23 protein-coding genes are annotated in these 24,298 nt (G+C 53.9%); 17 read left to right on the forward strand and 6 right to left on the reverse strand.

What is annotated here, in order from left to right; all coding sequences use genetic code 11:
* Positions 1-21 precede the first annotated feature (21 nt).
* The 5 genes from PG1C_RS05085 to PG1C_RS05105 are packed head-to-tail and all read right to left on the reverse strand — an operon-like array spanning position 22 to position 8,571.
* Entirely contained in the window at positions 22-3,786 is a 3,765-nt protein-coding gene (locus PG1C_RS05085; protein ID WP_202636316.1) for an SNF2-related protein, read from the reverse strand.
* Positions 3,783-5,444, reverse strand: coding sequence for an EH signature domain-containing protein (locus PG1C_RS05090; protein ID WP_202636317.1), 1,662 nt, complete (start codon positions 5,442-5,444; stop codon positions 3,783-3,785). Before PG1C_RS05090 ends, PG1C_RS05085 begins: the two co-directional genes overlap by 4 nt.
* 12 nt (positions 5,445-5,456) lie before the next feature.
* Positions 5,457-6,167: an OmpA/MotB family protein gene (locus tag PG1C_RS05095; RefSeq protein WP_202636318.1), complete on the reverse strand. Its 711-nt coding sequence runs from the start codon at positions 6,165-6,167 to the stop codon at positions 5,457-5,459.
* A 3-nt stretch (positions 6,168-6,170) separates the two neighbouring features.
* Positions 6,171-8,339 (reverse strand): anti-phage ZorAB system protein ZorA, encoded by a 2,169-nt coding sequence (gene zorA, locus PG1C_RS05100; protein WP_202636319.1) that lies wholly within the window; start codon positions 8,337-8,339, stop codon positions 6,171-6,173.
* Positions 8,332-8,571, reverse strand: coding sequence for a hypothetical protein (locus tag PG1C_RS05105; RefSeq protein WP_202636320.1), 240 nt, complete (start codon positions 8,569-8,571; stop codon positions 8,332-8,334). The genes zorA and PG1C_RS05105 overlap by 8 nt, the downstream gene beginning before the upstream one ends.
* Before the next feature lie 211 nt (positions 8,572-8,782).
* Between PG1C_RS05105 and PG1C_RS05110 the strand changes: the two genes are divergently transcribed.
* On the forward strand, positions 8,783-9,280 hold the full coding sequence (locus tag PG1C_RS05110; protein WP_202636321.1) for a nucleoside 2-deoxyribosyltransferase: 498 nt from the start codon (positions 8,783-8,785) through the stop codon (positions 9,278-9,280).
* A gap of 15 nt (positions 9,281-9,295) precedes the next feature.
* On the opposite strand, the gene PG1C_RS05115 is transcribed toward PG1C_RS05110, so the two are convergent.
* Positions 9,296-12,052 (reverse strand): UvrD-helicase domain-containing protein, encoded by a 2,757-nt coding sequence (locus PG1C_RS05115; protein ID WP_202636322.1) that lies wholly within the window; start codon positions 12,050-12,052, stop codon positions 9,296-9,298.
* Between the two features lie 447 nt (positions 12,053-12,499).
* Between PG1C_RS05115 and PG1C_RS05120 the strand changes: the two genes are divergently transcribed.
* From PG1C_RS05120 to PG1C_RS05195, 16 genes are all read left to right on the forward strand, one after another.
* On the forward strand, positions 12,500-13,387 hold the full coding sequence (locus PG1C_RS05120) for a replication protein RepA (protein ID WP_202636323.1): 888 nt from the start codon (positions 12,500-12,502) through the stop codon (positions 13,385-13,387).
* 712 nt (positions 13,388-14,099) lie between these two features.
* Complete coding sequence (locus PG1C_RS05125; protein ID WP_202636324.1) at positions 14,100-14,399, forward strand: hypothetical protein; 300 nt, start codon at positions 14,100-14,102, stop codon at positions 14,397-14,399.
* Positions 14,390-14,689 carry a hypothetical protein gene (locus tag PG1C_RS05130; RefSeq protein ID WP_202636325.1) on the forward strand — a complete coding sequence of 100 codons (300 nt, stop codon included), beginning with the start codon at positions 14,390-14,392 and terminating at the stop codon, positions 14,687-14,689. Before PG1C_RS05125 ends, PG1C_RS05130 begins: the two co-directional genes overlap by 10 nt.
* Positions 14,689-16,506 carry a conjugative transfer system coupling protein TraD gene (gene traD / locus PG1C_RS05135; RefSeq protein WP_284431794.1) on the forward strand — a complete coding sequence of 606 codons (1,818 nt, stop codon included), beginning with the start codon at positions 14,689-14,691 and terminating at the stop codon, positions 16,504-16,506. Before PG1C_RS05130 ends, traD begins: the two co-directional genes overlap by 1 nt.
* Entirely contained in the window at positions 16,506-17,120 is a 615-nt protein-coding gene (locus tag PG1C_RS05140; RefSeq protein ID WP_202636327.1) for an IncC plasmid conjugative DNA transfer DtrJ family protein, read from the forward strand. The genes traD and PG1C_RS05140 overlap by 1 nt, the downstream gene beginning before the upstream one ends.
* Before the next feature lie 75 nt (positions 17,121-17,195).
* Positions 17,196-17,645, forward strand: a complete 450-nt coding sequence (locus PG1C_RS05145) for a hypothetical protein (RefSeq protein ID WP_202636328.1) — start codon at positions 17,196-17,198, stop codon at positions 17,643-17,645.
* Between the two features lie 192 nt (positions 17,646-17,837).
* Positions 17,838-18,383, forward strand: coding sequence for a hypothetical protein (locus tag PG1C_RS05150; protein ID WP_202636329.1), 546 nt, complete (start codon positions 17,838-17,840; stop codon positions 18,381-18,383).
* A 15-nt stretch (positions 18,384-18,398) separates the two neighbouring features.
* Complete coding sequence (locus PG1C_RS05155) at positions 18,399-19,724, forward strand: SH3 domain-containing protein (RefSeq protein ID WP_202636330.1); 1,326 nt, start codon at positions 18,399-18,401, stop codon at positions 19,722-19,724.
* Between the two features lie 217 nt (positions 19,725-19,941).
* A complete protein-coding gene (locus tag PG1C_RS05160) occupies positions 19,942-20,370 on the forward strand; it encodes a lytic transglycosylase domain-containing protein (RefSeq protein ID WP_202636331.1) in 429 nt (142 codons plus the stop codon).
* Positions 20,358-20,987, forward strand: a complete 630-nt coding sequence (locus PG1C_RS05165) for an OmpA family protein (RefSeq protein WP_202636332.1) — start codon at positions 20,358-20,360, stop codon at positions 20,985-20,987. The genes PG1C_RS05160 and PG1C_RS05165 overlap by 13 nt, the downstream gene beginning before the upstream one ends.
* A gap of 1 nt (position 20,988) precedes the next feature.
* Positions 20,989-21,192, forward strand: coding sequence for a hypothetical protein (locus PG1C_RS05170; RefSeq protein ID WP_202636333.1), 204 nt, complete (start codon positions 20,989-20,991; stop codon positions 21,190-21,192).
* Positions 21,176-21,469, forward strand: a complete 294-nt coding sequence (gene traA / locus PG1C_RS05175; protein ID WP_202636334.1) for a TraA family conjugative transfer protein — start codon at positions 21,176-21,178, stop codon at positions 21,467-21,469. The genes PG1C_RS05170 and traA overlap by 17 nt, the downstream gene beginning before the upstream one ends.
* A gap of 16 nt (positions 21,470-21,485) precedes the next feature.
* Positions 21,486-21,776 (forward strand): type IV conjugative transfer system protein TraL, encoded by a 291-nt coding sequence (gene traL / locus PG1C_RS05180; protein ID WP_202636335.1) that lies wholly within the window; start codon positions 21,486-21,488, stop codon positions 21,774-21,776.
* A 3-nt stretch (positions 21,777-21,779) separates the two neighbouring features.
* The gene (gene traE / locus PG1C_RS05185) at positions 21,780-22,382 is read left to right on the forward strand and encodes a type IV conjugative transfer system protein TraE (protein WP_202636336.1); all 603 of its coding nucleotides are present in this window, start codon (positions 21,780-21,782) and stop codon (positions 22,380-22,382) included.
* Positions 22,357-23,040, forward strand: a complete 684-nt coding sequence (locus PG1C_RS05190) for a TraK domain-containing protein (RefSeq protein WP_202636337.1) — start codon at positions 22,357-22,359, stop codon at positions 23,038-23,040. Before traE ends, PG1C_RS05190 begins: the two co-directional genes overlap by 26 nt.
* Positions 23,033-24,298 (forward strand): TraB/VirB10 family protein, encoded by a 1,266-nt coding sequence (locus PG1C_RS05195; RefSeq protein WP_202636338.1) that lies wholly within the window; start codon positions 23,033-23,035, stop codon positions 24,296-24,298. Before PG1C_RS05190 ends, PG1C_RS05195 begins: the two co-directional genes overlap by 8 nt.

Genomic DNA, 24,298 nt, shown 5'->3' on the forward strand with positions numbered 1-24,298 from the left:
TCGAATGGGATCTGGGGATAACTACGTCAGCAGGAACTTTTCTAGCTCAATCCGCTTTACTGCGAAAGATCGCAGTAGCTGAACCAAGTCGTGTCTGTCAAAAAGTGTTACACCGTTCGCTTGTGCCTGAGAATTCGCGGTGCTGTTGAACCGCTGATTTGTCGCCGCAACTTTCGAAAATGCCACTTTGGGATGCTTCTTTTGATACAGAGCCTCGCCGGCCACGACATCCTTGATCGCTTCCCACCCAAGGGAAGCTCCATCATTCATCGAACTCTTGCACTGCAACAGATAGCCGTTGCTTCCCTTGATAGCAACCACATCTATACCACCGTCGCCACAGTCAGGGGTTCGGTACGTGGTGTAGCCCTGCTTTGCCCACAGTGCCGCGCAGAAGGCCTCGAAAAATCGGCCGTCAAATGTTGCAATATCGTCTTCGTCCACAAGGACATCATCGAAAGCGCCATCCCCATCGGGGCTTTCAAGCTCGTCAAAGTCACCTGAAGACAGATCTCCGCATCCGTTCAACATGTCGTTTGAGAGGCCTCTCTTCCATTCCAGCAAGGCATCCAGCTTCATATCAAAGGTTGTGAAATCAGCAGTCACCACTGGGTAGTACACAAAAACATCCTTCGATTGGCCAATTCTGTAAGCTCGGTCAGTCGCTTGGTCTTCTTTTGCGGGGTTCCAGGTTCGGGTGTAATGAATGACGTGGTTGGCACCTTGAATATTCACGCCGAAGCCAACAGCGAGTGGGGAAAGAATAATCACCCCAAAACCATCGTCCTGTTGAAACGCCTTGATACGTTTTTGCCGGCTGTCCGAGCTTTTTGACGATGCGGACGTTGTGCCGTTGATAATGTCTGGAACGATGTCAAAACGATGGGCAATGAAACGCTGAAGTAGACGCTGTAGGTCGTGAAATTCTACGAAGACAATGGCCTTCTCATCCCTTGACTTGATTTCTTCAAGAGCGTTCATCAGCCAACCAATTTTCGGGGCTTTTCGGGAATAGTCCTCAAATGACTCCGTAAGATTACTTCGTTGCCCAATCGGTCTGGGATCCGTGCAAAGATGGCGAAGGTACTGAATTAGCCCAAGGTGATTTTTGAATGGGCTATCTCCACCGTTGAAACGTTGTTTGTATAGACGAACAGCATGGCTATACAGATCACGTTGATGCTGTGAGATATTCAGGGACTTGCAGCTATCAACAACAATCTTTTTCGGCAAATCTTTGGCAACGTCAGCCTTGGTACGCCGAAGAAGCTGTGGCTCAACCAGAGCACGAAGCTCCTGAACCCGCTCCTTTTCCTCATCCGTTTCTGCCTCGATTGGCCTGCGGTACCGAGTCCCAAATTCATTAAGTGCTCCGAGTAATCCGGGCTGGATGAAGTCAAATAGGCTCCAGAGGTCGGCCAGAGTGTTTTCTACTGGGGTTCCTGTGCAGGGGATCTTGAAGCGAACGTTCTGCTTCTTCGCAGCTCTGGTGACCAAGGCGTTTGGATTCTTGATCTTCTGCGCTTCATCGCAGACCATAATCGACCATTTTTGGGCGGCCAAGGAAAACTCTAGATCACGTAGAGTTTCATAGGTTGTAAGAACAACCTTTGCATCTCCAAGCCACCCAGGAGAGAGAAAACGCAGGATTCCTTCCTGCAGCAGTTGCTGGTCAATAAGGCTCTTGGATATTCTCTTGCTTTTCAGGTCATCGCCGTAGAGCATCAAGACTGGCAATGTTCCAGGCTCAAAAAACTTCTCGACTTCTTCTTTCCAGTTTTCCAGGAGTGATACAGGAGCGACAATGAGGACCGGATCAATTTTTGGGTCGGTTTCGATACAGCTTGCAATAAAGCACAGCAGTTGAAGTGTCTTGCCAAGCCCCATGTCGTCTGCAAGGAGCGCACCACGTGAATACTCTGGTGTGTTTTTCCAGAGATGTTGGAGCCAAGCAATTCCCAAGCGTTGATGTTCTTTCAGCTGCGTGCTTTTTTTCAGAGAAGAGGGCAAGGCAGGGCTTGCCGATGGCGGCAGCGAGAGAGCTTCTATTCGTCGAGATTTGCTCTCCACATACTCCAGCGATTCAATATTGGGCTTTAGGAGAAGTGATTTTCTCTCAGTGGGCGGCTTTGTTTCTCCCTCGCCGATCTTAGGTGCCTTGTAGACACCATTCTTGACATCTTTCGTTGCTTCGCCAAGGATTTCAATAATATTTTCAGCATCACTTACCGAAATCTGTTTTTCCAGCCCCGGGAATGAGATCGTGTCCTCACCAGCACGCTTGGCTTCCTCGACCGTTGACTTCAGCTTCGACTGCTGACGCTCGTCTAAGGAGATGGCAATTGGTTGCTCGCTACCTGTTGGTGTGTACCACAGCCCAAAAACGACATTTTCAGGTATCAATCCAGCATCATCGCTTTTTCGGGCGATGAACGGTGAGCAGTAAGGCTTCTCAACGCCAATCCCATCAATGCGACTTGAATACCTGGATAGATCGTGGACTTCCGCATAGCTGATGACGACTTGCGGCTTCCCCCACTCTTTACGCGCCTCCCTCAGTATCTCTAGTTGAGCTTCGGTATCACCAATAATCTCAAGCTCAAACCCCTCCCATACGCAGCACTGGTGATTACTTTCTATCCGACCGGCTAGTTTTGCAATGAAACGATCGAGCTGGTCGATATCGGGAAACTCATATCTTTCTCCGATGACGGTTGTGGCATCGGTCTCTTCAATAAGAAGAGATACCGCAACGACAGCGCCAGTAGAGTTTCTTTGAATGTCAGCTGTGAAATTCTGGAATGTGATACCCGCTTCGGCACGGGACATCTCAAACTCTTTCTCATCGATAACCTTCGATGCGTCCTCGCCAAGTGCCGCAAAGGGGTTTCTGACAAAGGCTTCTGCACGTTGTCCTGAAACCAGCCGGGCGGGCCAGCGCCGTATCTCTCTCAGAACTGTTTTTACCTGCGGATCGATGATTACTTGAGTGATTCCTTCACCATCTGGGATGTCGTACCGATCCAATACATTTGGAAATCGATCAAAGAACTCAATCCATTTATTCGGAGCTCCCTCGAAGGAAGGCAGCACCTCTACAGTCTTCGCATCTCCGATGTCGGTTTTCCGCAGCCCCAGTTTTAGCCGTTCAGGTGTCAGAACAACTGTTCGACGCAAAAAATCGGATAGCTCGGCATCAGCTGCCTGAGCATGAATCCGGATATCCGACCAGAGGCGGCGGTTTTCCAGGCCGGATCTACCGGTCGCGGTGTTGATATGCTTGATAGACGAAACCAATCGCCATACCGCTTCGGGAACAACACATTCTTCACTTCCGAGCTTCGCCAGCCCACCAACGAAGTCTGGCGGTACTGTTAAAGCTATATCGCGTTCATCGAACCAATCGCCTAATACCACTCGAAAATCTGGGTCTTCCAGTGCCCCCTGACTTTGAATGCTTGGGCGAAGCTTTCTTTCTTTGGGAAGGGAAAGCAGCGAATTGAGCTCATCTGCATCGCATTCCGGCAGTAGTCGGTAGTACGAGTCCCAACTGAGAAGGATGGCATTTCCGTCGAACTCCGCAAACCCTCGTTCTTCGATCTGGCCCAGAAATGAAACGGTCTCGGAGGATCTGCCAAATTGAAGCGGGTTGTAGAGCCACTCTGGTATTGACGTGTCAGGGCGAAATGTCACCCCCTCATTTGATATCGTGAGGGTTAGCCGATTATCACTTGGAGAAGACACATCTCCCGATGGCGATTGTCTTGAGAACCAGGTCCACATCATTCAATCTCTCTCCACCAGCCCTTGCCTGATTTGAACTTGAATCCCCATTTTTCAAGTAATTGCCGGAAGGAATTGTTCACACTGTATGGGGCTTCCACCCAGAGATTCCCCCCTTTGCTAGTGTGGTCGACCACTGTATAGCCGTTTGCACTGGCCAACTTGCGTAATGTCTCAATGAATGAAGACGGGTGGGGAGTGGAGGGCTGCTCTACTCGGTATGTGTTTTGCGCGATTGGCTGTGGTGTCTTTATCTTTGGCGCGATTGGACGAGCACCCGTGAGTCTTTTAATTGTCCATTCAAATTCGCTTTCCCATCCTTGGTGGTGCGTCATCTTGGCCTGGTGGCCTGGATGGTAGGTATTTTTCAGACCATCACCGGTGCCGTCGACAAATCCACTACCAAGTCTGAAAGGCAGATTGTCGTATTGGAAAACATGTGAAGCATTGCCGTGCTTCCCAAACTCGACGAATAAGCTATTCCCAATACGCATGAGGAATGCATTGTTGTCCGCAGAAACACCAGCACCGCCCAGCGACATCCAGTGCCCTTTCATGTGTTCTCGAATGCGCTTGTAGTCAGGCGTATTGTTCTGACGTGCATTTGTCCCAAGAGCAAAATACAAGTCATCAATGGCGTCTACATAGCGCAGCCAAAATTCAAGCCGATCTCGGCGTGCCTGCCCATCCTGGGCGAGCAGGGCAAAAAAATCTTCGATGGACCGGAGTTTGAGCCATGTGTCGACCATTTTGATTACTGGTTCTTGCACCCAGGCGGACCAGGTCTGCCTTTTCACCTGAAGCATCGGGCTCCCCCAGTGCTTCAGGGAAAAGTCTCTAAGGTCGATGTTTTCTAACGGTTCCGAACACTTGTGATAGCGCTGCAAGAGACGCGCCAAGCCTTTGCTCCGCAACAACTCCAGCGGATCAATCAAGGCAAGCAAGCGTCTAATGTGCTCCTTAAAGTCGGCATCACTCTTTTTGGTTGCGGCTTCAATCTGAGCAATAATGATCTCCTGGAGGACCCAAGATCGGTCAGTTAATGCGAGCTTTTCTCTGAGCGTATCAATGTCTCGTGTATCACCCATAAGAAGGGCATCGCCGTAACGAAGGCAGGGAGCGTCCGTAAAAAGATTGGCGTGTTCACCGAGAGTTTTAGTCCATTCGACAGGCGGCTCTTGCCTTTGCACGAAGGTTAGATTGCCCTTGAGATAGCCCTGAAGATCAGTCCAGTTGGATTTTCCGTCCTGGCTTGGAGACACAAGGCCTGGATACTCGAAGTAACCTGAAAGGAGTCCTTGGTAGCATCGCCTGAACTTTCTGGGTTCTTGTTTGTATTGATCGACGTGAGTGATGAGTCTTGGGAAAAGCTTGCGGTCTTCGATTAGGCAATATTCGTCGCGACCATAGCTATTGGCAATTCCGAAACAGACGTATTTGGCCTCACGATAATTGGGCAAGTCACCACTTCGATGGTATGCCAGCACTGACACTCCAATGGATCTCTCATCTCCAGGGCCTGCGCTAGATAGTTCACCAAACTGTTTTCGAACAGCACGACCGGCGTTCTGAATTGATGCCAAATCTCCCCAGTGCTCGACATCAAACAGCGACTGATTGGTTCGCTGCAGAAGCCTTCGTAATTGGTCAATATGGTTCATGTAGGGCAACAATTAGATGGCGCAAACGCCGAAGTTGCCTTGTGCGACATCCGCCTTAGGGCGGGCCTCATCAACTGCAAGGAACTCAAGTCTGAGTTCAATACGCCGGCTTTCATCAAGTGTCGGCTTGGATGAGTTAAATGAATACCCACCGACCAGAAATAGTTCCCGCACTTCCTCTTGTTCCCGTCCTTCCAGTGGGCGCTCCTCTGAACCAGGCTTATCCAACAACGCGCACAACACTCGTTGACTACGCTGCATACTCAGATTCAGGTTGTATAAGTAGGTCCCGCGTTGATCGGTATAACCCTCGACAACAATTCGTTTCAGCACACGCTTTCCCAAATCATCTCGGGCGATATCAAGTACTTTCGGTACGAAAGCTCTGAGCAGTTTTGCCTGGTCGCGCGTCAATTGATAGCTACCTGTATCAAAGCGGGCGCGATCGCCAAAATCCACGACTTGGCGCTTGCGGTCGACGGTTACCCCGAATGGGGCAGCAGCCTTTTCTACCTTGTCCAATAAGCGCTGCACATCCTGTTCGCGTTCTGCTTTTTTTCGCTCCGCCTCGGAAACCGTTTTTGTGACAGCAAGCAGGGCGACGCTCATGACAAGAACAAAGAGCACCATCATGGCCGTCATGAGATCAGCAAAAGAAATCCAGAACGGTTTCTCTGCTTCGTCACTCGATCCCCGCTTGATGATAATTCGTGTACCGATCACTCATCACCTCCTTGGAATGGCTTCAACGACGTCCCCTAATTCCTGGACTGCTGATGAGAGGTAAGAGACAGATTGCGACATTTCCTTGTGAAACTCTGAGTTGCCTTTTTTGAGGGTTGCTTCCATCGAGGTCGCGAACTCCTGATGAGCATTCGCAAGTTCGGTGCAAACCTGAGCAAAGAAGCCACTGACATCCCCCTTTGCTTGCTCTAGTTGATTGGCTGCCGCTTCCAATTTTGAAACCAACGCATCCGTTACCGATGCCTCACGACGAGCGTTTTCAACTGTCGATTTCAGTTCAGCGACCATTCGTGTCACTGCATCACGCGCAGACTGGTAGTCATTGACGGCCGTCGATACGGTACTAGCAGCTGCTGAGAGCGCGCCAGCGGTAGTAGTCATCTTGTCCGCGATTCCAGTTGCCTGCTGAAGTGCACCTGTTACGCCATCACCGGCTTTAGCAAAATCTGATGCTGCGACGTAAAGAGTGTCGGCTCCAGAGTTCATCTTGTTTACTGTGTCGGACGTCACTTCACGCATTGACGACACACTTGCCCGCATTGATTGAACAGCTTCGTTTGATTGTCCTGCGAGTGTTTGAACCTGGGTCGAGAGAGCAGACAGTAGTTGGTCTACTTGTTGAAGCAGGTTGCGCTGTTGCTCTTGGTGGAATTCGCTAGAAGCTCTTGTCTGGCCCTCTAGTTGCGAAACGGCCCCGACAAGGCGCTCGTTAAGGCTGTCAACAGTTGAACGCACCTCGCTTCCAAGGCTTGAGACAACCAGTGCGGCGTGTTGAGCTAGCTCACTTTGTTTATCTGCATGGGCGTCTGACGCATTTTTAGCCTGCGCCTCAAGCTGGCCAACCATTTCCGACACCTTGGATCCCAAGAGATCAAGTGTCTCCTGTAGCTTCTTCGAAGTTTCCGACTGTGAGCTTTGAACAAGCTCGCGAATCTGAGAAACGAATTCGCCCATCTGGGAGTTAAGGACTTGTTGGCGCGTTTCCAGTGATGCCAGTGCTTGCTCAACCTTGTCTGCCATTGCATCCGCTGCATTTCTGCCTGCGGAGTCGAGATTTTCGGCTAGTTGGTCAAATCTGCCAACGGCTGTCTGCATGGCTCCCATGGTCTGTGCAAGCAGATCATTCATGCCCTTCATTTGTCCGCCAAACACATCTTCCATCTTGGTAGAAAAGGTAACCAAGGCTTCATTCAGGGCTCGAGTTACGACATCACCGTTTGTGTCTGAAGTTTTGTTCATGGCCTCTGACATGCGCTCGATGGGCTCTTTCAAAGAGTTGGTTATGGCGTCTGCAATTTCTTGGCCGCTTCGCGTAGTCGTCTCAACCTGTGCAGTCGATGTTTGGCGGATTGCCTCAATGTGTTGACGGGTCAGATCAGCCATGATCTCCTTCAGGTCTGCTACCAGCGCATCTTTGAGTTGGGTTGTCTGTGTCGCTGACGTCTTTGCTGCCGAAAGAAGTTCAGCAAGGTATTCTTCGCCGACTCCCGCTTCATAGAGGCCATCAATGAGTTGGCACAAATCCTCGACACGCTTGTAGCATTGAGAAGCCAGATATTTCTCTATGAATGTGGTAACCATCGCGCTCAAAATCGCGATAGCAGAAACGATAAATGCCTCTGAAACACCACCAAGGAGGTTGCTTAAACCTTCCCTTACCTCGTCGGGCTTGTCTGAGATCTTTCCCTTGAATTTTTCAAGGCCATGAAGAAGCCCAAAGAATGTTCCAATAATGCCGAGACCCGTCATGATGCCGGGGCTATGCTTGAAATAGTCCGTCTTTAGATGGATATCGACAATCGTTTGTGGCGTGAAAAAAGTTTCAGCAGGAACGGTAGATCGCCATCGAACTGTACGAAGTTGACCGGTGCTATCCAATTCCTTTTGCGGGTGTAGTGTTTCGCTGAATTCTCCCCATAGGTGCATCAGCGTGGAATGGACCATCACCTCTTTCGCAATACGATCCGGGTCGATTGACCCACCTTGCGCATTGGTTTTTATTTCCGCTAACGTGTTTGCCGCCAAGTTCAAACGCCGGAGCAACGAAATGCCTGGAAGGAGGAAGCGGAATACAAAGAAAAGGACAAGCCCAAGTAGGCATGCGAACAGAAGTTGCACGCTTCCAGGCAGTTTCAGGAGTTGATCAATCATTTCTAGTCCCTGTATCTTTTTTTGTATTCTTCTCGCCGCCGAGTTGCTCGGTAGCGGAATTTAGGTTTGATTCGTCGGTAATCTCTATTCCATTCCGGGCGCAGTAATCGGAAAGAAGAACATCAAGCATATTTGCTTGACTTCGATTTTCCCTGTCTGCCGCAGCTCTAAGCGCTTCCTTGAAACGCTTGGTAACCCGAATGCTTAGCGATTCTGTCTTCGGTTCTTTCATGGCGTCGTGGATACAATGCCTTGTAAATGTAAGGTCATTGTATGACAACGCCACGTATAGGGATACTTCTGGTGCTTAGAAGTGTCTCAAGAGGTATTGTCCTGTATGAATAGCTCACCAGGTGAGCTATCGGCGGGTGACAATAGGTTCCCTGTAGGGCGCCAGCCACCTGGTTATTGCAGACAAGTTTGTTGGACGTGGGAGCCTGTTTTTGAAAATATATTTTGCTGGACCAGATGTTTTTCGGAGCGCTTATCCTGCCTTCAAGGCCAGGGTGGCAGATCTGTGCCAAGGAAGGGGATTGGTCCCTGTGTTCCCTGGGGACGAGGTGACCGGCAGTGATCCCACCGCAATCTTTCAGGATAACTTGGCGCTGATCGACGAGGCAGATGCAGTGGTGGCCAATCTGAACCCATTCCGCGGGCCCGAGCCTGATTCGGGTACAGCCTTCGAAATGGGGTATGCCCATGCCCGAGGGAAACTGATACTCGGTTACATCGATCAGTTCGAGAGCACGGTAGATAGGGTGGAGCGACTACAAGGCCATCTTATGCTCTATGGCAATGAGATAACTGACCGGGATGGGTATCGGGTTGAGGACTTCGGGTTGCCGCTCAACATCATGCTAGCGGTTCCGACCCGCTTGGTTGCCGGGGGCGTCGAGGATTGTTTGAACCAGCTCCAGCAACCAGTGATGAGCGGCACCTGAGCAGCCATGTCAATTTTATCGGGCCGCACTTACCTTCTTCTTCTCGGAGCAGACCGGAAAATTTGAGCAGGCCATAAATGGACCATACTGGCCGGTGATCACCCGCAAGACCCCGGTTCCGCAGGTTGGGCATGCCTCGACATCGGGATGGTCACCTTCCACCTTGCCGCTTCGGTAGATAACAGTTCCTCGATTTTGTGGCTTTAGAAGCTCCTGTACAAAACGAGAAATCCTGGATTTCTTGGTGAGCACATAGGTTCGGCGCTTCGCCCGAGTCAGGCCGACGTAGAAGAGGCGACGTTCTTCCGAATACTCGAAAGCTTCTGGAACCGGAAGAACGAGATCAAGTAATGGGTCGTCAACAATCTCGCTGGGAAACGAGTATGCCCCCGAGTTCACCCCCAGAAGAAATACGAAATCTGCCTCAAGCCCCTTGGATCGGTGAAGCGAAAGGAACCGGATATCCAGCGCGTCGGAATGCCGTTTTTTCCATGAGGCAAGTGAGCTTGGCCGAAGATGGTTATAGCGGCCCAGAAGGAAGACACGAAGGATTCGTTGCTCAGTCCTGGCGATACCGGCAAGTGCATCGATCTCGGCAGCAAGCACTCCTTCCGAGTCTTCATCTTTTCCGTACTCGAGAATCTGAATTGTCGCGTCCTTGGTTTTGTCGACTGCCCGGACCGTTTTTTTCAATTGAGACGGATTCGCTTGAACAAAGGTAGCTGCCACATCGGTGATTCCCTGGTTCGATCGGAACGTCCATGTCAGGTAATTCGTCGCGGTCACCCCAAAGTGACTCGCAAACTTGGCCATGATGCCAATGTCAGACCCCGTAAACCGATAGATTGACTGCCAATCATCGCCAACGGCAAATAGTCGGCAGTCCGGGTTTTGTTCGAGCATCGCTAGTACCAGGCGGGCGCGGCCGTGAGCAATGTCCTGAAACTCATCAACAAGGATCAGCTGGTAGGGATGCACGAATTTCCGTTCCTCGACGTATTTCGTGGCGGTTCTGATCATGTCCTCGAAGTCAATGCAGCGCAGGGTGGTGAGTTTGGCCTCGTATGCTTGAAAGACCGGGACTACGACGTCCAGGAATGCAAGCGCACGGTACCGGTCACGTTGGGATTTGGCTTTTTCGGCCAAAGTTGCCGGGCTCTGCCCGCCTGACTTGCACAGGGTAATGAAGGTGCGAATGAACCCGCCGTAGGACGGTAGCTTTAACTCGGCGAGCTTGGCCAATACTTCCTGGGGTGATCTTGGCTTGAGTTGCTGACCACGTTTTCTGAGTTCCGATTCCAGGTGCCCGAAGAGTGATCCCGCGCGATACATGGCGCTGGTAGTCTCGATCAGGTCAGTTTCTTTCGTGGTGTGAAGCATTCTCTTCCAGCGAACGCCTTCTTCGTAATCGCCCTTGAAAATCGCCGGCGCCTTGCCGTTGTCGTCGAGTGCAAAGTGTTCGTGATAGCAGTTGATGTCGGGGAAATAGAAGTCCGGGTGATACTGCCGATGGTGCTGATCTGCTGTCTCGTACTCGTAAGATCTCTCGTATTCGTATGCGATCCCGTTCATGAAAAGCCAGTTGGCAATGGCCACTTCCTCCATGGACTTGACGAGATCTCCGCTCAGCGATCGGATGCCTTTGTGTCCATCCCGCTCTTCGCCTACCTGGCGCAGGTAGGCGTCGTAGTCCTGCTGCGTCTGGAATCGCGGAAGCTCCTTGTTGGGCCTGAAGCAAACTGCCTGAAAGGTGACCCATTTTTCGAGGAAATTACGATCCGATGTTGCAAGTGTCTGGATGAGCTCCTCGATCGCAGCGCCTTCGTTATCCCTCGATTCGTTGGCCCAAGGCGCCAAGTCAGGCTTCTTGCCTTCGACTGTCGCGATGATGTCCAGACCTAGCCGATGGAAGGTCCGGGAGGTAACGGAGCCCCGGCCCTTCAACTGCCCAGCCAGTCGTTCTGAAATGCGTATATCCAGTTCCTCGGCTGCGGTCTTGTTGAAGGCCAGGGCGAGTATCTGACCCGGAGAACAAAACCCGGTTTCGAGTGCATAGCCGATCTTGGCGACGACCGTAGAGCTCTTGCCAGATCCAGCAGCCGCAATCAGAAGATTGCGGTCTTCAAAAACAACAGCTGCGCGCTGTTGTTCGTCTGTCAGCGGCCGGCTCTCAACCGCATCGAAAAACGGCTTGAGGCGTTTCATCTCGTTCGCCACAAATAGCTCGTTGCGGCGGGACAGCTCCTGACGCTGGCCGGCAAGAATATCCTGAAGGCGTTGAATATCTCTCTCCAGATCGCGCTGGAGGATGGCTCTGTCGAAAAATGGGTGCTTAAGTATCTCAATGAGCTTACGAACATCGAGGTTCCCAGAAGCCTGCGCTTGAGACCAGATATGCACATCGCGATTGGCCAAATACCGCGCCTGGCTGTAAAACTTCTCCAGATTCTCAATTACTGCCGCAAGTAGTTTTGCGGAGGGAGCGATCAGCCGGCCAAGTGATTGGGAGATTGCCTTACGCAAATGTTCCTGGAGCTGCGTCGAATCGTTCCGAGATATCCCGCGCAGTGCAACAGCGGTACCGCCAGTCTGAAGGTGTACTGTTGACCAAAAAATCCCGGTACGGACATCGACCACTCGGATGGCAGGCAATGCAACCTTAGAAGTGGCGGCGGCGTCGGACTCCAGGATGAGATTATCCCTGCTGATCGAGAGCTTCCAGTTGCCTGACCTCGTGAATAGCCTTCCAAAAAATCCCGGCTTGAATTCCATGCTTTGTTATTTCCCCCTGTTAGGGTGAAATTCTAAAGGCATGACGACATTCAGGCTATTGTCGTGTGCTGTAGCGGATGACTGGGGGGATACGGTTGTCAGCGTTGCAGGAGTGCAACCAGACAGAAACCGCAGTGCAACTTCGGTTCCGGTGCTGATGTGCTTTGCGTCCCGCGTGAGTATCTGCCGAGTACCTACAAAAATGTATGGCTCCACCGCTCTCGGAAACTCCAATCCACAGTCGGCGAGTGTCGGAACATGCACATTCTCAACGCTCGATCGATCCCGCGCGCTCGAAACGTAACCTAAAAGTACGCATTTCAACCGCCGAAAGGATGTAGCCGCTGATAAAAGTTCTGGCATGCATGCCCGTGCCACGAACTCCATTTTTCCACCCCGATCCCGACGAGTACCGGTTTGTCCGCATGAACGTGGAGGAGTCTGGTTTTGACCGGCTTGTCGCGTGCCGGCAAGCTGATTGCTCTCGCTTCCGAAATCAACGATATCGAGGTCGATGCTGGATCGCTCGCCTTCATGGGTCAAGCACTTGTCCAGACAACATTGCCCCATAGCGATCCCGGGGTGCCATTCTTCGAACGGACGAACGGTGCGGTGTCACTGTCGATCATCGCAAACCCCAGAATTGGTCTCCCGTTCGGCACCGTTCCAAGACTTCTCCTGGCATGGATCTGCACGGAAGCCGTCAAAACTAAGTCGCCGATGCTTGGCCTCGGGAAAAGTCAAAACGAGTTCCTGCGCAAGCTCGGGATGCGAACTGACGGTCGCGACTGCCAGCGGCTTCGCGCCCAGTCCCTGAAGCTTTTCTCCTCAATGCTGTCCATTACCTATCAAAGTCATGGGCGGTTTGGACTGAAAAACATGCCTATTGCCGATGAGGCATTTGTGCTGTGGGATCCCCATCGGCCTGATGACCGGATGCTGTGGGAAAGCACACTCAAGCTGTCGAGCGAATTTTTTCGGAACGTGACGGAGTCGCCGGTGCCGATCGACATGCGCGTGTTGCACGCACTCTCCAAGTCCCCCTTTGCGATGGACGTCTACTCCTGGCTGGTCTACCGGATATTTCTCCTGCGAGTCACCAACCGTCCGAGTGTCCTCATACCATGGAAGTCATTGAAGCTTCAGTTCGGTGCTGATTACAGCGATACGCCCCGCGGGTTGCTGGACTTCAAAAAGCGATTTCTCCAGAGACTCAAGGAGGCGTTGCTCTTCTATCCCGAGGCCAACGTTTCAGCGCAGGACACGGGGCTCCTTGTGGTCGCCAGCCGATTGCGTATCCGCCATACAGGTGGCGCACGGCTTTCTTCGTTGTAGCACTGCGCGATCAACCGGGTCTCGCTTGGTCTCGCTTGGAAACGCCGAGAGAATATCCACAAGTAAACCGGCCCTTTACTTGTAAAGCTACATGCAAAATTACATGCACTACTTGAGGAAGGCCTGAATGCCTTGCCAATCAAGGCTTGCAGCGTGGTCGACGAGACAGATTTCACGTGATCATGAGACAGATTTCACATGCTCTTGAGACCGTTTTCACGTGGATAACTTTGCAATTTCCATGGGATGCGCTGCTGGTCGGTGATTGCGAGAGATCGTCGTTGAGACCGTTTTCACGTGGATAACTCGGATCAATAACTGCTTCTGTGGATAACTTTTATCGAAATGTGACCTGCCAAGGCGGATTTCGGAAGTTGCATATTTTCAGGAATCCGTAAGATGAGTTGGGACAGAAGCCAAATTGACGTGAATTGCGTCCGATCTGGATGTCGCGGGGCCAGCCGGCGGTGCCCTAGGTTCAACACCGGCAATGCGAGGTCGTGTTAAGCCCAGAAATTGGTGCCTCCATCACGGCAGATCGCGTCGGCCGCCCCACGTGACGGGGCACTATCGAATTATGAGTAGGGGGACGAATATGCGAAGCGAACAATCTGGACTGATGGCATCCGTGGTTTGGCACTGCTGGAGACTCTTGAGTTTTCGGGGTGATTGGAAGTTGATGCCCGACTCTTCGGGATTTGCCTGGATTGCCATGAGCGCTACGCTCGTTGGCGGGCTGACAGAACAGCTCGTCAGGGGCCGATCCTTGGGACTGGCAATTGTCAGTACCGTGGTGTGGCTTGGTTTCATTCTCGCCATGTCCAGAAAGGGCGGGGATTTCAATCGCCGCCTCGCAGCTGCCCTTGCCCTTCTGTCGATTGCAATTCAGGTACTGCTGATTCTCTCGACCTGGATTCCGGTTATCGAGTGGCCGGTCGCGATATGGTCCGGCGTAGCAGTCATGCACTTGCTCTCCCAGGCAAACAATAGTGGAGCGGGGGCATGGCGCTAACGCGGATCAGTATCGAGCGTGCCCATCGTGTTTGGCTGGAAACTCAGGTGATCGACCACGGACCGAAGGGCGGCGCGAAATTCCGTTTCAAGGTCATCGAGCGGCTGTTTGTCGAGGACGAGTTCGATGCCGAAGACAGACTCCGCCGGGAGAAATCAGTCGCCTTCCCTGTTCTGATGATCGAGTACGACAATGAGTCCGACTTTGCCAAACGGGCCATTACCCACTTCCAGAGAACTCACAGGAAGGGGTGCGGCCATCTTTCCTGGCCATCATCGAGCATCGGGTGATGGCTGTATCTTCTCCCTACGACTTTGAGGTCCCATGGCGCCCTAACTTCGAGGCGAAGATGGCAATTATCTGGGCCACAGGATCGGCGATCATTATCCTGTTTTCCCTCGCTGTCCCGATGTTCTCCCAGTTTGCCGCCTTGCTCGCCATTGGGTGTGCGTTGGCGGCGGCCTACCGCGGATACCAGGCCTACAAAAGGCTGGTTGATGCCTCCCGTCTCAAGTTATTCGGGAAAGAGTTCATCGATTTGGCCGAATTGGAGAGGAAAGCGGGTCTGTCAGCCAAGCAAAAGGCCTTCTGGCTTGGGAAGGGGTTTCCCTGGACAGACATCGAGGCGACCAAGCTTCATACCCTGATTTCGCTTGGTGTTGTCAGAACCATTGGCAAAGCTGCGCAGCATACGGAAGGCGCTTACTGGATTCATGGCCTTGCCCCCGAAAGTGACTTGTATTCTGAACTCTCCCATCTGGTTGGACACACGCTGATCGTCGGCACGACCCGCGTCGGGAAAACGCGCTTGTTCGACTTGCTCATCGCTCAGGCGATCTTCCGTGGTGAGACGGTCATCATCATCGACCCGAAGGGGGATCATGGGCTCGCCCAAAATGCCCGCGCAGCTTGTGAAGCCAGCGGGGCAGGGGATCGGTTCGTCTACTTTCATCCGGCCCATCCCGATCGATCCGCCTGCATTGATCCGTTACGCAACTGGAACCGGAAGACCGAGCTTGCCAGTCGCGTAGCGGCATTGATCCCCTCAGAAACCGGGGCGGATCCTTTCACGGCCTTTGGATGGAAAGTGCTCAACGACATTACGAACGGAATGATCGCCACGGGTCATCGGCCCAATCTGGTCCAGCTTCGACGGTATGTGGAAGGTGGTCCCGACAGCCTTCTTCAGCGGGCCTTGAAAGTCCATTTCTCGGCTCATGTAAAGGACTGGGAAAGCCGGGCAGCCTCCTATATCAAGCGCTACAAGGACCGTCTGCTGGAGGCTTACATCACCTTCTATCAGGAAATCGCTATCCACGAGGCGCAGTCGGTTGATCTTGACGGCCTGATTTCGACCTACGAGCACAACCGTGATCACTTTCAGAAGATGGTGGCTTCCTTGATCCCGATTCTTTCGATGCTGACCAGTGACCCGCTGCAGGAACTCCTGTCGCCAGATTTTGAGCCGGGTCACGAGAGGCTGGTAACCGACATGTCGAAAATCATTCGCGGCAACAAGGTGGTCTACATCGGCCTGGATTCCCTTGCCGATTCAACTGTTGGTAGCGCCATCGGATCCATCATGCTCGCCGATCTTGCTGCCGTCGCGGGAGACCGCTACAACTACGGCATTGACTCGCTGACGCCCGTCAATCTGTTTATCGACGAAGCCGCCGAGGTGCTTAACCAGCCCGCTATCCAGCTCATGAACAAGGGGGGTGGCGCTGATTTCCGGGTCACTATCGCTACGCAGACCTTCGCCGATTTTGCCAGCCGACTCGGGGACGAAAACAAGGCGCGGCAGGTCCTTGCCAACACCAACAACAAGATCGCCTTGCGCGTACTGGATTCCGAGACCCAGAAGTACATCGCGGAAGGGATGCCCGAAATCAAGGTTCGCTCAATGGCACTGAGGTATGGGCATAACGTCGATACCCACATTCACGACGAATACACCGCCTCCTACCAAGAACAGATTCTGGAAGAGGATGCGGAGCTGTTCCCCGCTGCCATGCTGGGCGAGCTCCCCCCTCTCCATTTCATCGCGCGTCTGTCAGGCGGGCGGACACTGAAAGGCCGTATTCCCATCCTGCTGACGGAGCAATAATGGCTACGCGCACGGATTCCGGCTGGAGTACCTTCTTCATCATCACGATATTCATTGCTGTGGTGGCCACCTGGGCATTTATCCCACCGGCGTTGATCCGGAGTGCCTGGGCCGCCGAGCGTGCGGAGGTTTACGCCATTGCAGGCAAAGGCGAGACCAACGTCTATGGCCGAACCATGGACGACCTGCAAAAATCACTTGCATCAGATTTCAGAGGCTTCATTATCGAGGCTGAAGCAATCGGGCAGGGACCTTTGGGTAATACCGGTTTCAGCCGTTGGACTCAGGACCGCATTGTCGCCACCTGGTTGTGGATCGGCTTGATCGCCTATCGCTTGCAAGTACTAATGGGATGGCTGCTGCCCGGAATTCCATTGGTGTTGGCCGCCTACATGGACGGCCAATTCGTGCGGGAAATCCGAAAATATTCTTTCGTCGCCCAAAGCCCCATACGGCACAAGCTCGGCGTTCGGGTGATGTGGATGGTGCTGGCCGGGCTTGCCGGATGGATAGTGCTTCCCGTGCCGATGCCTTCTCTCTTGGCGCCCGTGTTGATTGTTTCGATCTCCTATTCTCTTTGGCTATGGGTCAGTAATCTGCAAAAGCGGTTATAACAGGCTCATCTGGTGAGCTTGGAATGCAGTATCGTCGCGTTCAACTCCGGGATGTCCCCGGCCATGAGAGCGATCATGAATCTACGAGCTGCACTTCCTGTCCTGATCCCCAAAGCGGTTCAATGGGCCGAGACGCATTCGCGCTTGATACTCGGGAGCGGTCGACCGTTATCCGAACATGAGAGCCAAGTGGCAAGAGCCGTTGGCGTTACTTCCCCTGAACTGATCAGGGTGCTGGATGTGTCGAAGTTGCCAATGCCCGAGGATCCGATTCTCTATCAGGCAGCGGTCGCCACCGGCATGCTTGGGCCCAACATGGTTGGTCTGACTCTGGGTCACGGAATATATATCGGCCATGGGCATTGCACTCTTCGGTTGATTTCGCATGAGTTGCGGCATGTGTACCAGTACGAACAGGCCGGTTCGATCACTGCCTTCTTGGGTGTATATCTTGAGCAAATTGTCACCTCTGGATATCAGAACGCACCGGTGGAAATAGATGCCAGAAATCACGAGGCGCGCTAGTCGACGGTGTCTAGACATTGAAAATGTTGGTCGTTCCAGAACGGAAGAGTAAAATGCCATCAGGCTGTGTCGAAGCCTGCTGCTCACCATTGGCCAACCCGGATGGGACGACTTTTCTTTACCGAGGCCCGGTCACTATGCGGTCCTTGGCAGTGAGCACCAAGCATGCCGCCCATGTGAAGGGGCAATAAGATGCGTTTCATCCTGACGACCGACTTTCAGGTCGAAAAGCTCAAGCAATCCGCGAAGAAACTACGCCGCAGCAATACGCTCCCCCATCGGGAAGCTCTTGATAGGGTGGCGAAGGCCAATGGCTACAATCATTGGCACCACGTAACGATCTGTCATCAAGAAACCGTCAACCGATTCGGTGATGGAGTGAAGGCAGGCACCATCGATCCAACAAGCTACGTCGAGAAGGAAGTCGCCTTCATTCTGGGGTGCGCCGAGAAAGGTGATGCTCGACTCGTCAAGATCGGCTCGCTTGTGTTCTTCTCAACAGAGGATGGCGATGCATGGATGCTTGACCCGGCAGATAGCTTGGCGCTTTGCTTGCGTTGGCGCGGGGAACGGCAAGAATTCTCCATCCACGAGAGTCCTGAACGTTTTGAAATCCAGTGGGACGGGCGCTTTGATATCAGGGATGGAGCGTTCTTCGTCGAGAGTGCCAATCCACGAATTGGGGTTCGCACGATCCTTGGCTATCCATCAACGGATATCAAGGATCTTTTGGCATAAGGGGCAGTCATTCATATGCTTAAGGAACTTGAGAAGTTTTGCACGAGCCCGTTAGACGGCATGTGGTTGCGGGAAATGGATCTCCATAGAAAAGCGATGGAATCCGTCTCAGGAATGGGAGCCATGCGGGAGTTTGTGGAATCGCAAACCCGCTGGCAAGCAGAGATGGAGAAGTTTTCCAAGCCGATGCAAACCCTCGAAGAGATGGAAAAGAGCATGTTCTCGCAATACGCCGGGTTCAATACATTGTCGAGCTCCATTCGGAATCTGTCAGCGGTCGGCAGTCTTGCCGATGAAATGAACAAGATAGGTGGTGTGAATGCGGCCCTGATGGCTATTGACCAATCATTGAGTGGTGCAGCCGGGAAGCTTGCGAACGAGGTTCGGACTAGCCGATGGCTCGGTTACGACGGTAATTCTCACCTTCAAGATTTGATGGCTGAATCGGAAAGATCTTGGACTCGTGAAATCGAGAAAGTGCGTGAGTCGTGCACAGCTGCTGCCAGTTTTACTCAGATGACTGAAAAGTACCGTCAACAGATGGACGATATTTCCAGTCGTATGACTGCATCCTTCGACATTGCACGCATAGCTGGCAGTGCCGGGTTGGTTGGAGCATTGGATCGCAGCATTTCAAACAGTGCCAAGCAGTATGCCGAACAGTTCGATGGCTTCGACGTCCGCCTGCGGGATTTGGTCAAAAACATGCCAACCTTCGATCTTGCGACGACGGTGGCACTTGCACAGTTTCATGGGGCAGAAGGACTCGCAAAACAGATTGCAGCCCTTGGGCTCCGGCCAAGCGACTATCTCGACGTCGAAATCACTAACAACCGCGATGCCTATGTGGGGGATCAAAGAGGCGTGCATGCACCTGCGGGTTGGCGTGCGCGCAGGCTGGACGACCTCCGGCAGCTTGTCATCAATCTGATTGCGACTTATCTTTGGGTTGTCATTCTGTCGTCCATGGTTGCCAATCCAGATATGGACTCGCTCAACAAACGATTTGATCGTGTTGAGGACCTGGTTGAACGCCTGCCTCAACTGCTTGAGCCACTGGTTGAGGAAGCTGTGCGCCGGGAACTCGGCATGGATCAAGCATCCTTTGTGGTCAAGGAGCGGACAGCTCAGCTACGAACCGAACCTCTTGCTGGATCTAGGGTTGTCGCTATTGCCATGCCAAATCAGATTCTCACGTTGATGGAAGAACGTGGGAAGTGGATCAGGGTCGAGTTCTACGACTACTTGGCACAGGATGTAAAGGAAGGATGGGTGTTGAGAAAATACTGCCAACGTATTCCATCTACGCATCGTGCTCAAAGTGGAGTTCATAGGCGATAGAGGCGCCACGCGGTGATTTTGGTCGAACTGCTAGCTCGGTGAGACCATCGAGATCGTGCAGAGCAACAGAGAAAGGTCTCTCGATCAACCGAGTTCCCTTCTCGCTACAGATAAGACGGTCACAAGTTCCACAAGTCCAAATAGCAAGCCGCCGGTAACCGAAATCCGTCCTTAAAGGTCGCATTTCGGCGACGCAGCATTGGTCTGACTTCCTACCATGGCAGTCATGACTCGTGCCCTGTTTGCTATCCTCATTCTGCCAATGGCATTTCCATGTCAGGCTACCTGCTTCGAACAAGCAGGTAGCCGATATGGCGTTGCTCCGACTCTGCTCAAGGCCATCTCGGCGGTCGAGTCGGGCTTCAATCCTGTGGCACGCAATCGCAACCGCGATGGCTCGGAAGATCTGGGGCACATGCAAGTCAACAGCCGCTGGTTGGGCGCGCTGTCGTCCTATGGCATTGGCCGGGATCAGTTATTCGACCCCTGCATCAACACCTATGTCGGCGCCTGGATCCTCGCGCAAAACATCAGCCGCCTCGGCTACGGCTGGGATGCGATTGGGGCCTATAACGCTCGCTCACCGGAAAAGCGCGCGGCCTATGCCCGCCGGATCGCCGCGAAGGTCAAGGCATGGCGATCCTGAAGCATCTCGTCGTTCTTCTGCTCGTGACCTCGATTTTTCCGGGTTGCACAAGCCTGCCCGAGACAAATCCGGCACCGCAGGCACGAGAAGGCATCGCCTGGATTGAACGCCAGTTCAAGACCTGTACTGACAAAGACTGCCCGCCGCCTACGCGCAAGACGCTGGCGATAGTTGAACTTCCCGTTGCGCGGAAGGAAGCAACGCCTGTCGTGGCCGCAGTTCCTCCGACCGTATCTTCAGTCGCCCGCAGCGATGAGCCGGTAACGGCAGCCGTCCTCTTTGCATTTGGAAAAGACTTTCCCTCCGCCGATGGACAACAGGCGCTCAAGCGTATCGCGGCGATCGCGGCGAACTTTCAACGCATCGAGCTTGAAGGCAGAACCGACGACATAGGCAGCAAAGCCTACAACGACCGCCTTGCCCAGAGGCGCGCCGATTTCGTCCATTCATGGCTCCTGAAGCATGGAGTCAACGCAGAAATAGTGGTCCGTGCCGAGGGGTTGTGCTGTTACCTCGATACGGCACCCACCGAAACGTCACGCCGAAACAACCGGCGGGTCGAGGTGCGTCTTGTCAATCGGCAAGACGCGGTCAGCAACAGCAAGGGAGCGCAATGAAGTGAAGTTACCTCACAACAAAGGCTTCATCCGTGACGTGGCCATCGCTGGCGGATTCATCGCCATCGGCATTCTCGCCCCGGGGTCGCCCATCGAAAACGGATTCGAAGCCCATCTGGGTGGCATCTCGGTCGGCCTCGGCCTGGGATGGCTCATCAAGTGTTTTGTCGATCTCAAAGGGAGCAGTCATGCAAAGCAGTCGTAAATGGATTCAGGGCGCACTGGCGCTCGTCCTGCTGGCCACCGCCACCGGCGCGCTGGCAGGGACCACCGGTACCGAGTTTCAGAGTCTCTACACATGGTTGACGGGTTTGGTCCAAGGCTACTTTGGTAAAGCCGCAGCGGTGGCCGCCATTGGTCTCGGTGCGCTATTTTCGCTGGCGCGGTTGAATCCCATCGCCATTCTGTCTGGCATCGGCTTCGCCGTGTTCCTGCAGTACGCCCCAACCATTGCGTCCGGCATCCTGACCGCGACGATCTGAGGCCAAGGAACGCTGCGTGGACGAGACCGGCTACATCCCGAAATCCCTGGAGGCGCAGGAGCGCTTCCTGTGGTGGGACTTCGACCAGGCCATTCTGTTCATTCTGGTCATGGGGATGGGGGTGGTCTCCGGCGCCATGGTGGCGGGAATGGTTTTCGGGGGGCTGGTTGCCTGGCAATACGGCCGGCTCAAGACCGGGAAGCACCCGAAGTTCGCACTGCATGCGCTCTATTGGTGGCTGCCGAGCTGGATCGTAATTCGTGCTCGCGCGACTCCTCCATCCCATCATCGGTTTTTCCTGGGCTGACCAATGAAGTTCAGCAAATTCACCGCCGAGCGGGACAACCAACGCGCAGAAATCCTGTTCATGCGCATCGCCGTCGGTGGTCTCGTGCTGGCCTTGCTCGCCAACGCCGGCGCATCGCTCAGCGTGGCGGGTTCGGAGAGAACCATTCTAGTGCCCCCAGAAGTGCACCAAACCTTCTGGGTCAGCGGCCAGAAAGTCTCTACGGAGTACCTCCAGGAAATGGCCTACTGGTATTCAGGGCTTGCCCTCAATGTGACGCCGCATGTGGCGGACTACCAGAAGAATCTCTTTCTGAAATATGCCGCTCCGAGTGAATACGGGCGCCTTCAGGCCGAGTTTGGTGCAAGGACAGAGTTTATCCGCAAGAACAATGCCTCGACCCAGTTCTCGCCGCAATCGGTGACGCCGGACGAGGCTGCCATGAAAGTGGCACTTACCGGCGTTCTCCTGACTTGGGTCGGGGACAAGAAAGCCTCTGAGAAGCAGACCACCTATGTCGTCGGCTTTCGATATCTCAATGGGAGACTCCATGTATCCGAGTTCAAGGAAACCAGCGACCAGGATCCGTTTGGTGCCAGCAATGGCACTGGCGCTGCTCCTCGGTAGCGTTTCGGCGCCGTCCTTATCCGGGCAATATCTTGAGGGCAGTCCGGATGACGGGTTGACCGCCACCGTGTCACGCAGCGAGCCCAATCTGATACGGGTTGAAGGTCGCAAGATTCGCCGCATACAGGGCGTCGAGGGCGAATTTTTCGTCTCACCGGACAAAGAGACCGGCGCCGCCTATCTCAAGCCGAACACGGACAAGCCAATCTTCAGTGTTTTTGTCGCCGACGATGCCGGCCGTCACTGGAAGCTGATGCTCAAGGTCGCCGACGTGCCGGCCGAGACGCTGGTCATCCGAGATCGCAGTCGTTCGCGCGTCGAAGGGAGAGCATTCCTTGCCGACGAGTCGCGCAATGCCGCGATCCGTCGTGTGTTGCTGGCTTTGGCGCGGGATGCCGAGCCTGAGGATATGACCGCCAGAGAAACGCTGGTGATCGTTCCACTCTGGAACGAAGCCCGGTTTGTTCTTGTAAGGACACTGGAAGGCGCCTTGCTCGGGGAAAAATACCAGCTGACCAATGTCTCTTCGTCGCGGATGGTCATCGACGAGCGCGAACTGTACCGACGCGGTGTCCTGGCGGTCATGGTGGACTCCCTCGAACTGGAACCGGGCGAGGCGACCAACGTCATGGTGGTATTGGAGGGGCGCGATGGCTGAGGCGCCCAAGAACCGGATTGCGACAGCGGTTTCCAACCTGTCGCCCAAGCGTCGCCAGTATCTGATACTTGGGCTCGGTGCGTCGGCTTTCGTGCTGCTCGTCTTCGGTGGCGTGGCGATCTGGGACAAACCTGTTCAGATCCCTCAAGGAATGTCCCAGGCCCGTCCGCAGCCCATGCCTATCAATGCTCCCGGCGCCCAAGCCGATCCGCGCGACATCTGGATGAGCAAGTCCTCGGAACAGATGCGGCAGATGGAGGACATGATCCAGGGGTTGCGCCAGCAGGTCGATACCATCGAGAAAAAGCCGCCGGTCGCGAGCGATGTCCAATTTCCGGCAATTCCGTTACCCCCGGCACCAGCGCCGATGCCGCCCGAGGCACGGTCCATGGCTTTGCTACCGCCACCTCCCGTGACCCCGGAAGCTGGGAGTAAAACCAGTGAGCCGCTACCTGCGCCCAGACCTCCGGGGATTGCCTCATTCGAGGTGAGTGAGGGCAAGGTGATCGCCCCAGAAGTGGTTCAGAAAGCTGCCGAAAAGAAGGACGGACGCAGCTATGTACCATCAGGTTCCTTTTTTCGGGCAGCGCTCCTAGGCGGACTGGATGCCCCTACTGGCGGCCAGGCGCAGAGCAATCCACACCCCGTCCTGATGCGGGCGCAGGACAACGCTTTTCTGCCTAACCGCTATCGATTCAAGGTCAAGGAATGCTTCGCCTTGGGTGCGAGCTACGGAGACATCAGTGCCGAGCGGGCCTACATCCGGCTCGAATCGATGTCCTGTGTGCGCCATGACGGCAAGGCCATCGATGTTCCCGTGAAAGGTTACGTTGTAGGCGAAGACGGCAAGGCCGGCATGCGTGGCCGGCTCGTCAGCAAGCAGGGACAAGTCCTGGCCAATGCCTTGCTGGCAGGGATTGGCGCCGGTATCGGGCAAGCCTTCCAACAGAGCGCCACGACCGTGTCCACCAACCCACTAGGGTCGATCGGCACGGTGGATCCAGGCAAGCAATTCCAGGCGGGGGTCGGGACCGGCGTTGGCAAGGCGCTCGACCGTCTCTCCCAGTACTACATCACGCTCGCCGAAAAAATGTTCCCGATCATCGAGGTCGATGCCGGCCGCACGGTCGACGTGGTGTTCACCAAAGGCTTTTCGCTCGATACGGACAGCGCGGGAAGCGAGCCCGATACCTACACCGATATTTGGCGTCGGGGCCGCGAAGTTCAGAAGAAATCCATAGAACCCTACAAGGAGTGA

This window comes from Rugosibacter aromaticivorans (genome assembly GCF_000934545.1).
Classification (GTDB): Bacteria; Pseudomonadota; Gammaproteobacteria; order Burkholderiales; family Rhodocyclaceae; genus Rugosibacter; species Rugosibacter aromaticivorans.

Coding starts and splice junctions, on each gene's coding strand:
- PG1C_RS05085 (WP_202636316.1), bottom strand. CDS start 3,786: ATGATGTGGACCTGGTTCTCAAGACAATCGCCATCGGGAGATGTGTCT.
- PG1C_RS05090 (WP_202636317.1), bottom strand. CDS start 5,444: ATGAACCATATTGACCAATTACGAAGGCTTCTGCAGCGAACCAATCAG.
- zorA (WP_202636319.1), bottom strand. CDS start 8,339: ATGATTGATCAACTCCTGAAACTGCCTGGAAGCGTGCAACTTCTGTTC.
- PG1C_RS05105 (WP_202636320.1), bottom strand. CDS start 8,571: ATGAAAGAACCGAAGACAGAATCGCTAAGCATTCGGGTTACCAAGCGT.
- PG1C_RS05115 (WP_202636322.1), bottom strand. CDS start 12,052: ATGGAATTCAAGCCGGGATTTTTTGGAAGGCTATTCACGAGGTCAGGC.
- PG1C_RS05125 (WP_202636324.1), top strand. CDS start 14,100: ATGAGCGCTACGCTCGTTGGCGGGCTGACAGAACAGCTCGTCAGGGGC.
- PG1C_RS05130 (WP_202636325.1), top strand. CDS start 14,390: ATGGCGCTAACGCGGATCAGTATCGAGCGTGCCCATCGTGTTTGGCTG.
- traD (WP_284431794.1), top strand. CDS start 14,689: ATGGCTGTATCTTCTCCCTACGACTTTGAGGTCCCATGGCGCCCTAAC.
- PG1C_RS05140 (WP_202636327.1), top strand. CDS start 16,506: ATGGCTACGCGCACGGATTCCGGCTGGAGTACCTTCTTCATCATCACG.
- PG1C_RS05145 (WP_202636328.1), top strand. CDS start 17,196: ATGAATCTACGAGCTGCACTTCCTGTCCTGATCCCCAAAGCGGTTCAA.
- PG1C_RS05150 (WP_202636329.1), top strand. CDS start 17,838: ATGCGTTTCATCCTGACGACCGACTTTCAGGTCGAAAAGCTCAAGCAA.
- PG1C_RS05155 (WP_202636330.1), top strand. CDS start 18,399: ATGCTTAAGGAACTTGAGAAGTTTTGCACGAGCCCGTTAGACGGCATG.
- PG1C_RS05160 (WP_202636331.1), top strand. CDS start 19,942: ATGGCAGTCATGACTCGTGCCCTGTTTGCTATCCTCATTCTGCCAATG.
- PG1C_RS05165 (WP_202636332.1), top strand. CDS start 20,358: ATGGCGATCCTGAAGCATCTCGTCGTTCTTCTGCTCGTGACCTCGATT.
- traA (WP_202636334.1), top strand. CDS start 21,176: ATGCAAAGCAGTCGTAAATGGATTCAGGGCGCACTGGCGCTCGTCCTG.
- traE (WP_202636336.1), top strand. CDS start 21,780: ATGAAGTTCAGCAAATTCACCGCCGAGCGGGACAACCAACGCGCAGAA.
- PG1C_RS05190 (WP_202636337.1), top strand. CDS start 22,357: ATGGCACTGGCGCTGCTCCTCGGTAGCGTTTCGGCGCCGTCCTTATCC.
- PG1C_RS05195 (WP_202636338.1), top strand. CDS start 23,033: ATGGCTGAGGCGCCCAAGAACCGGATTGCGACAGCGGTTTCCAACCTG.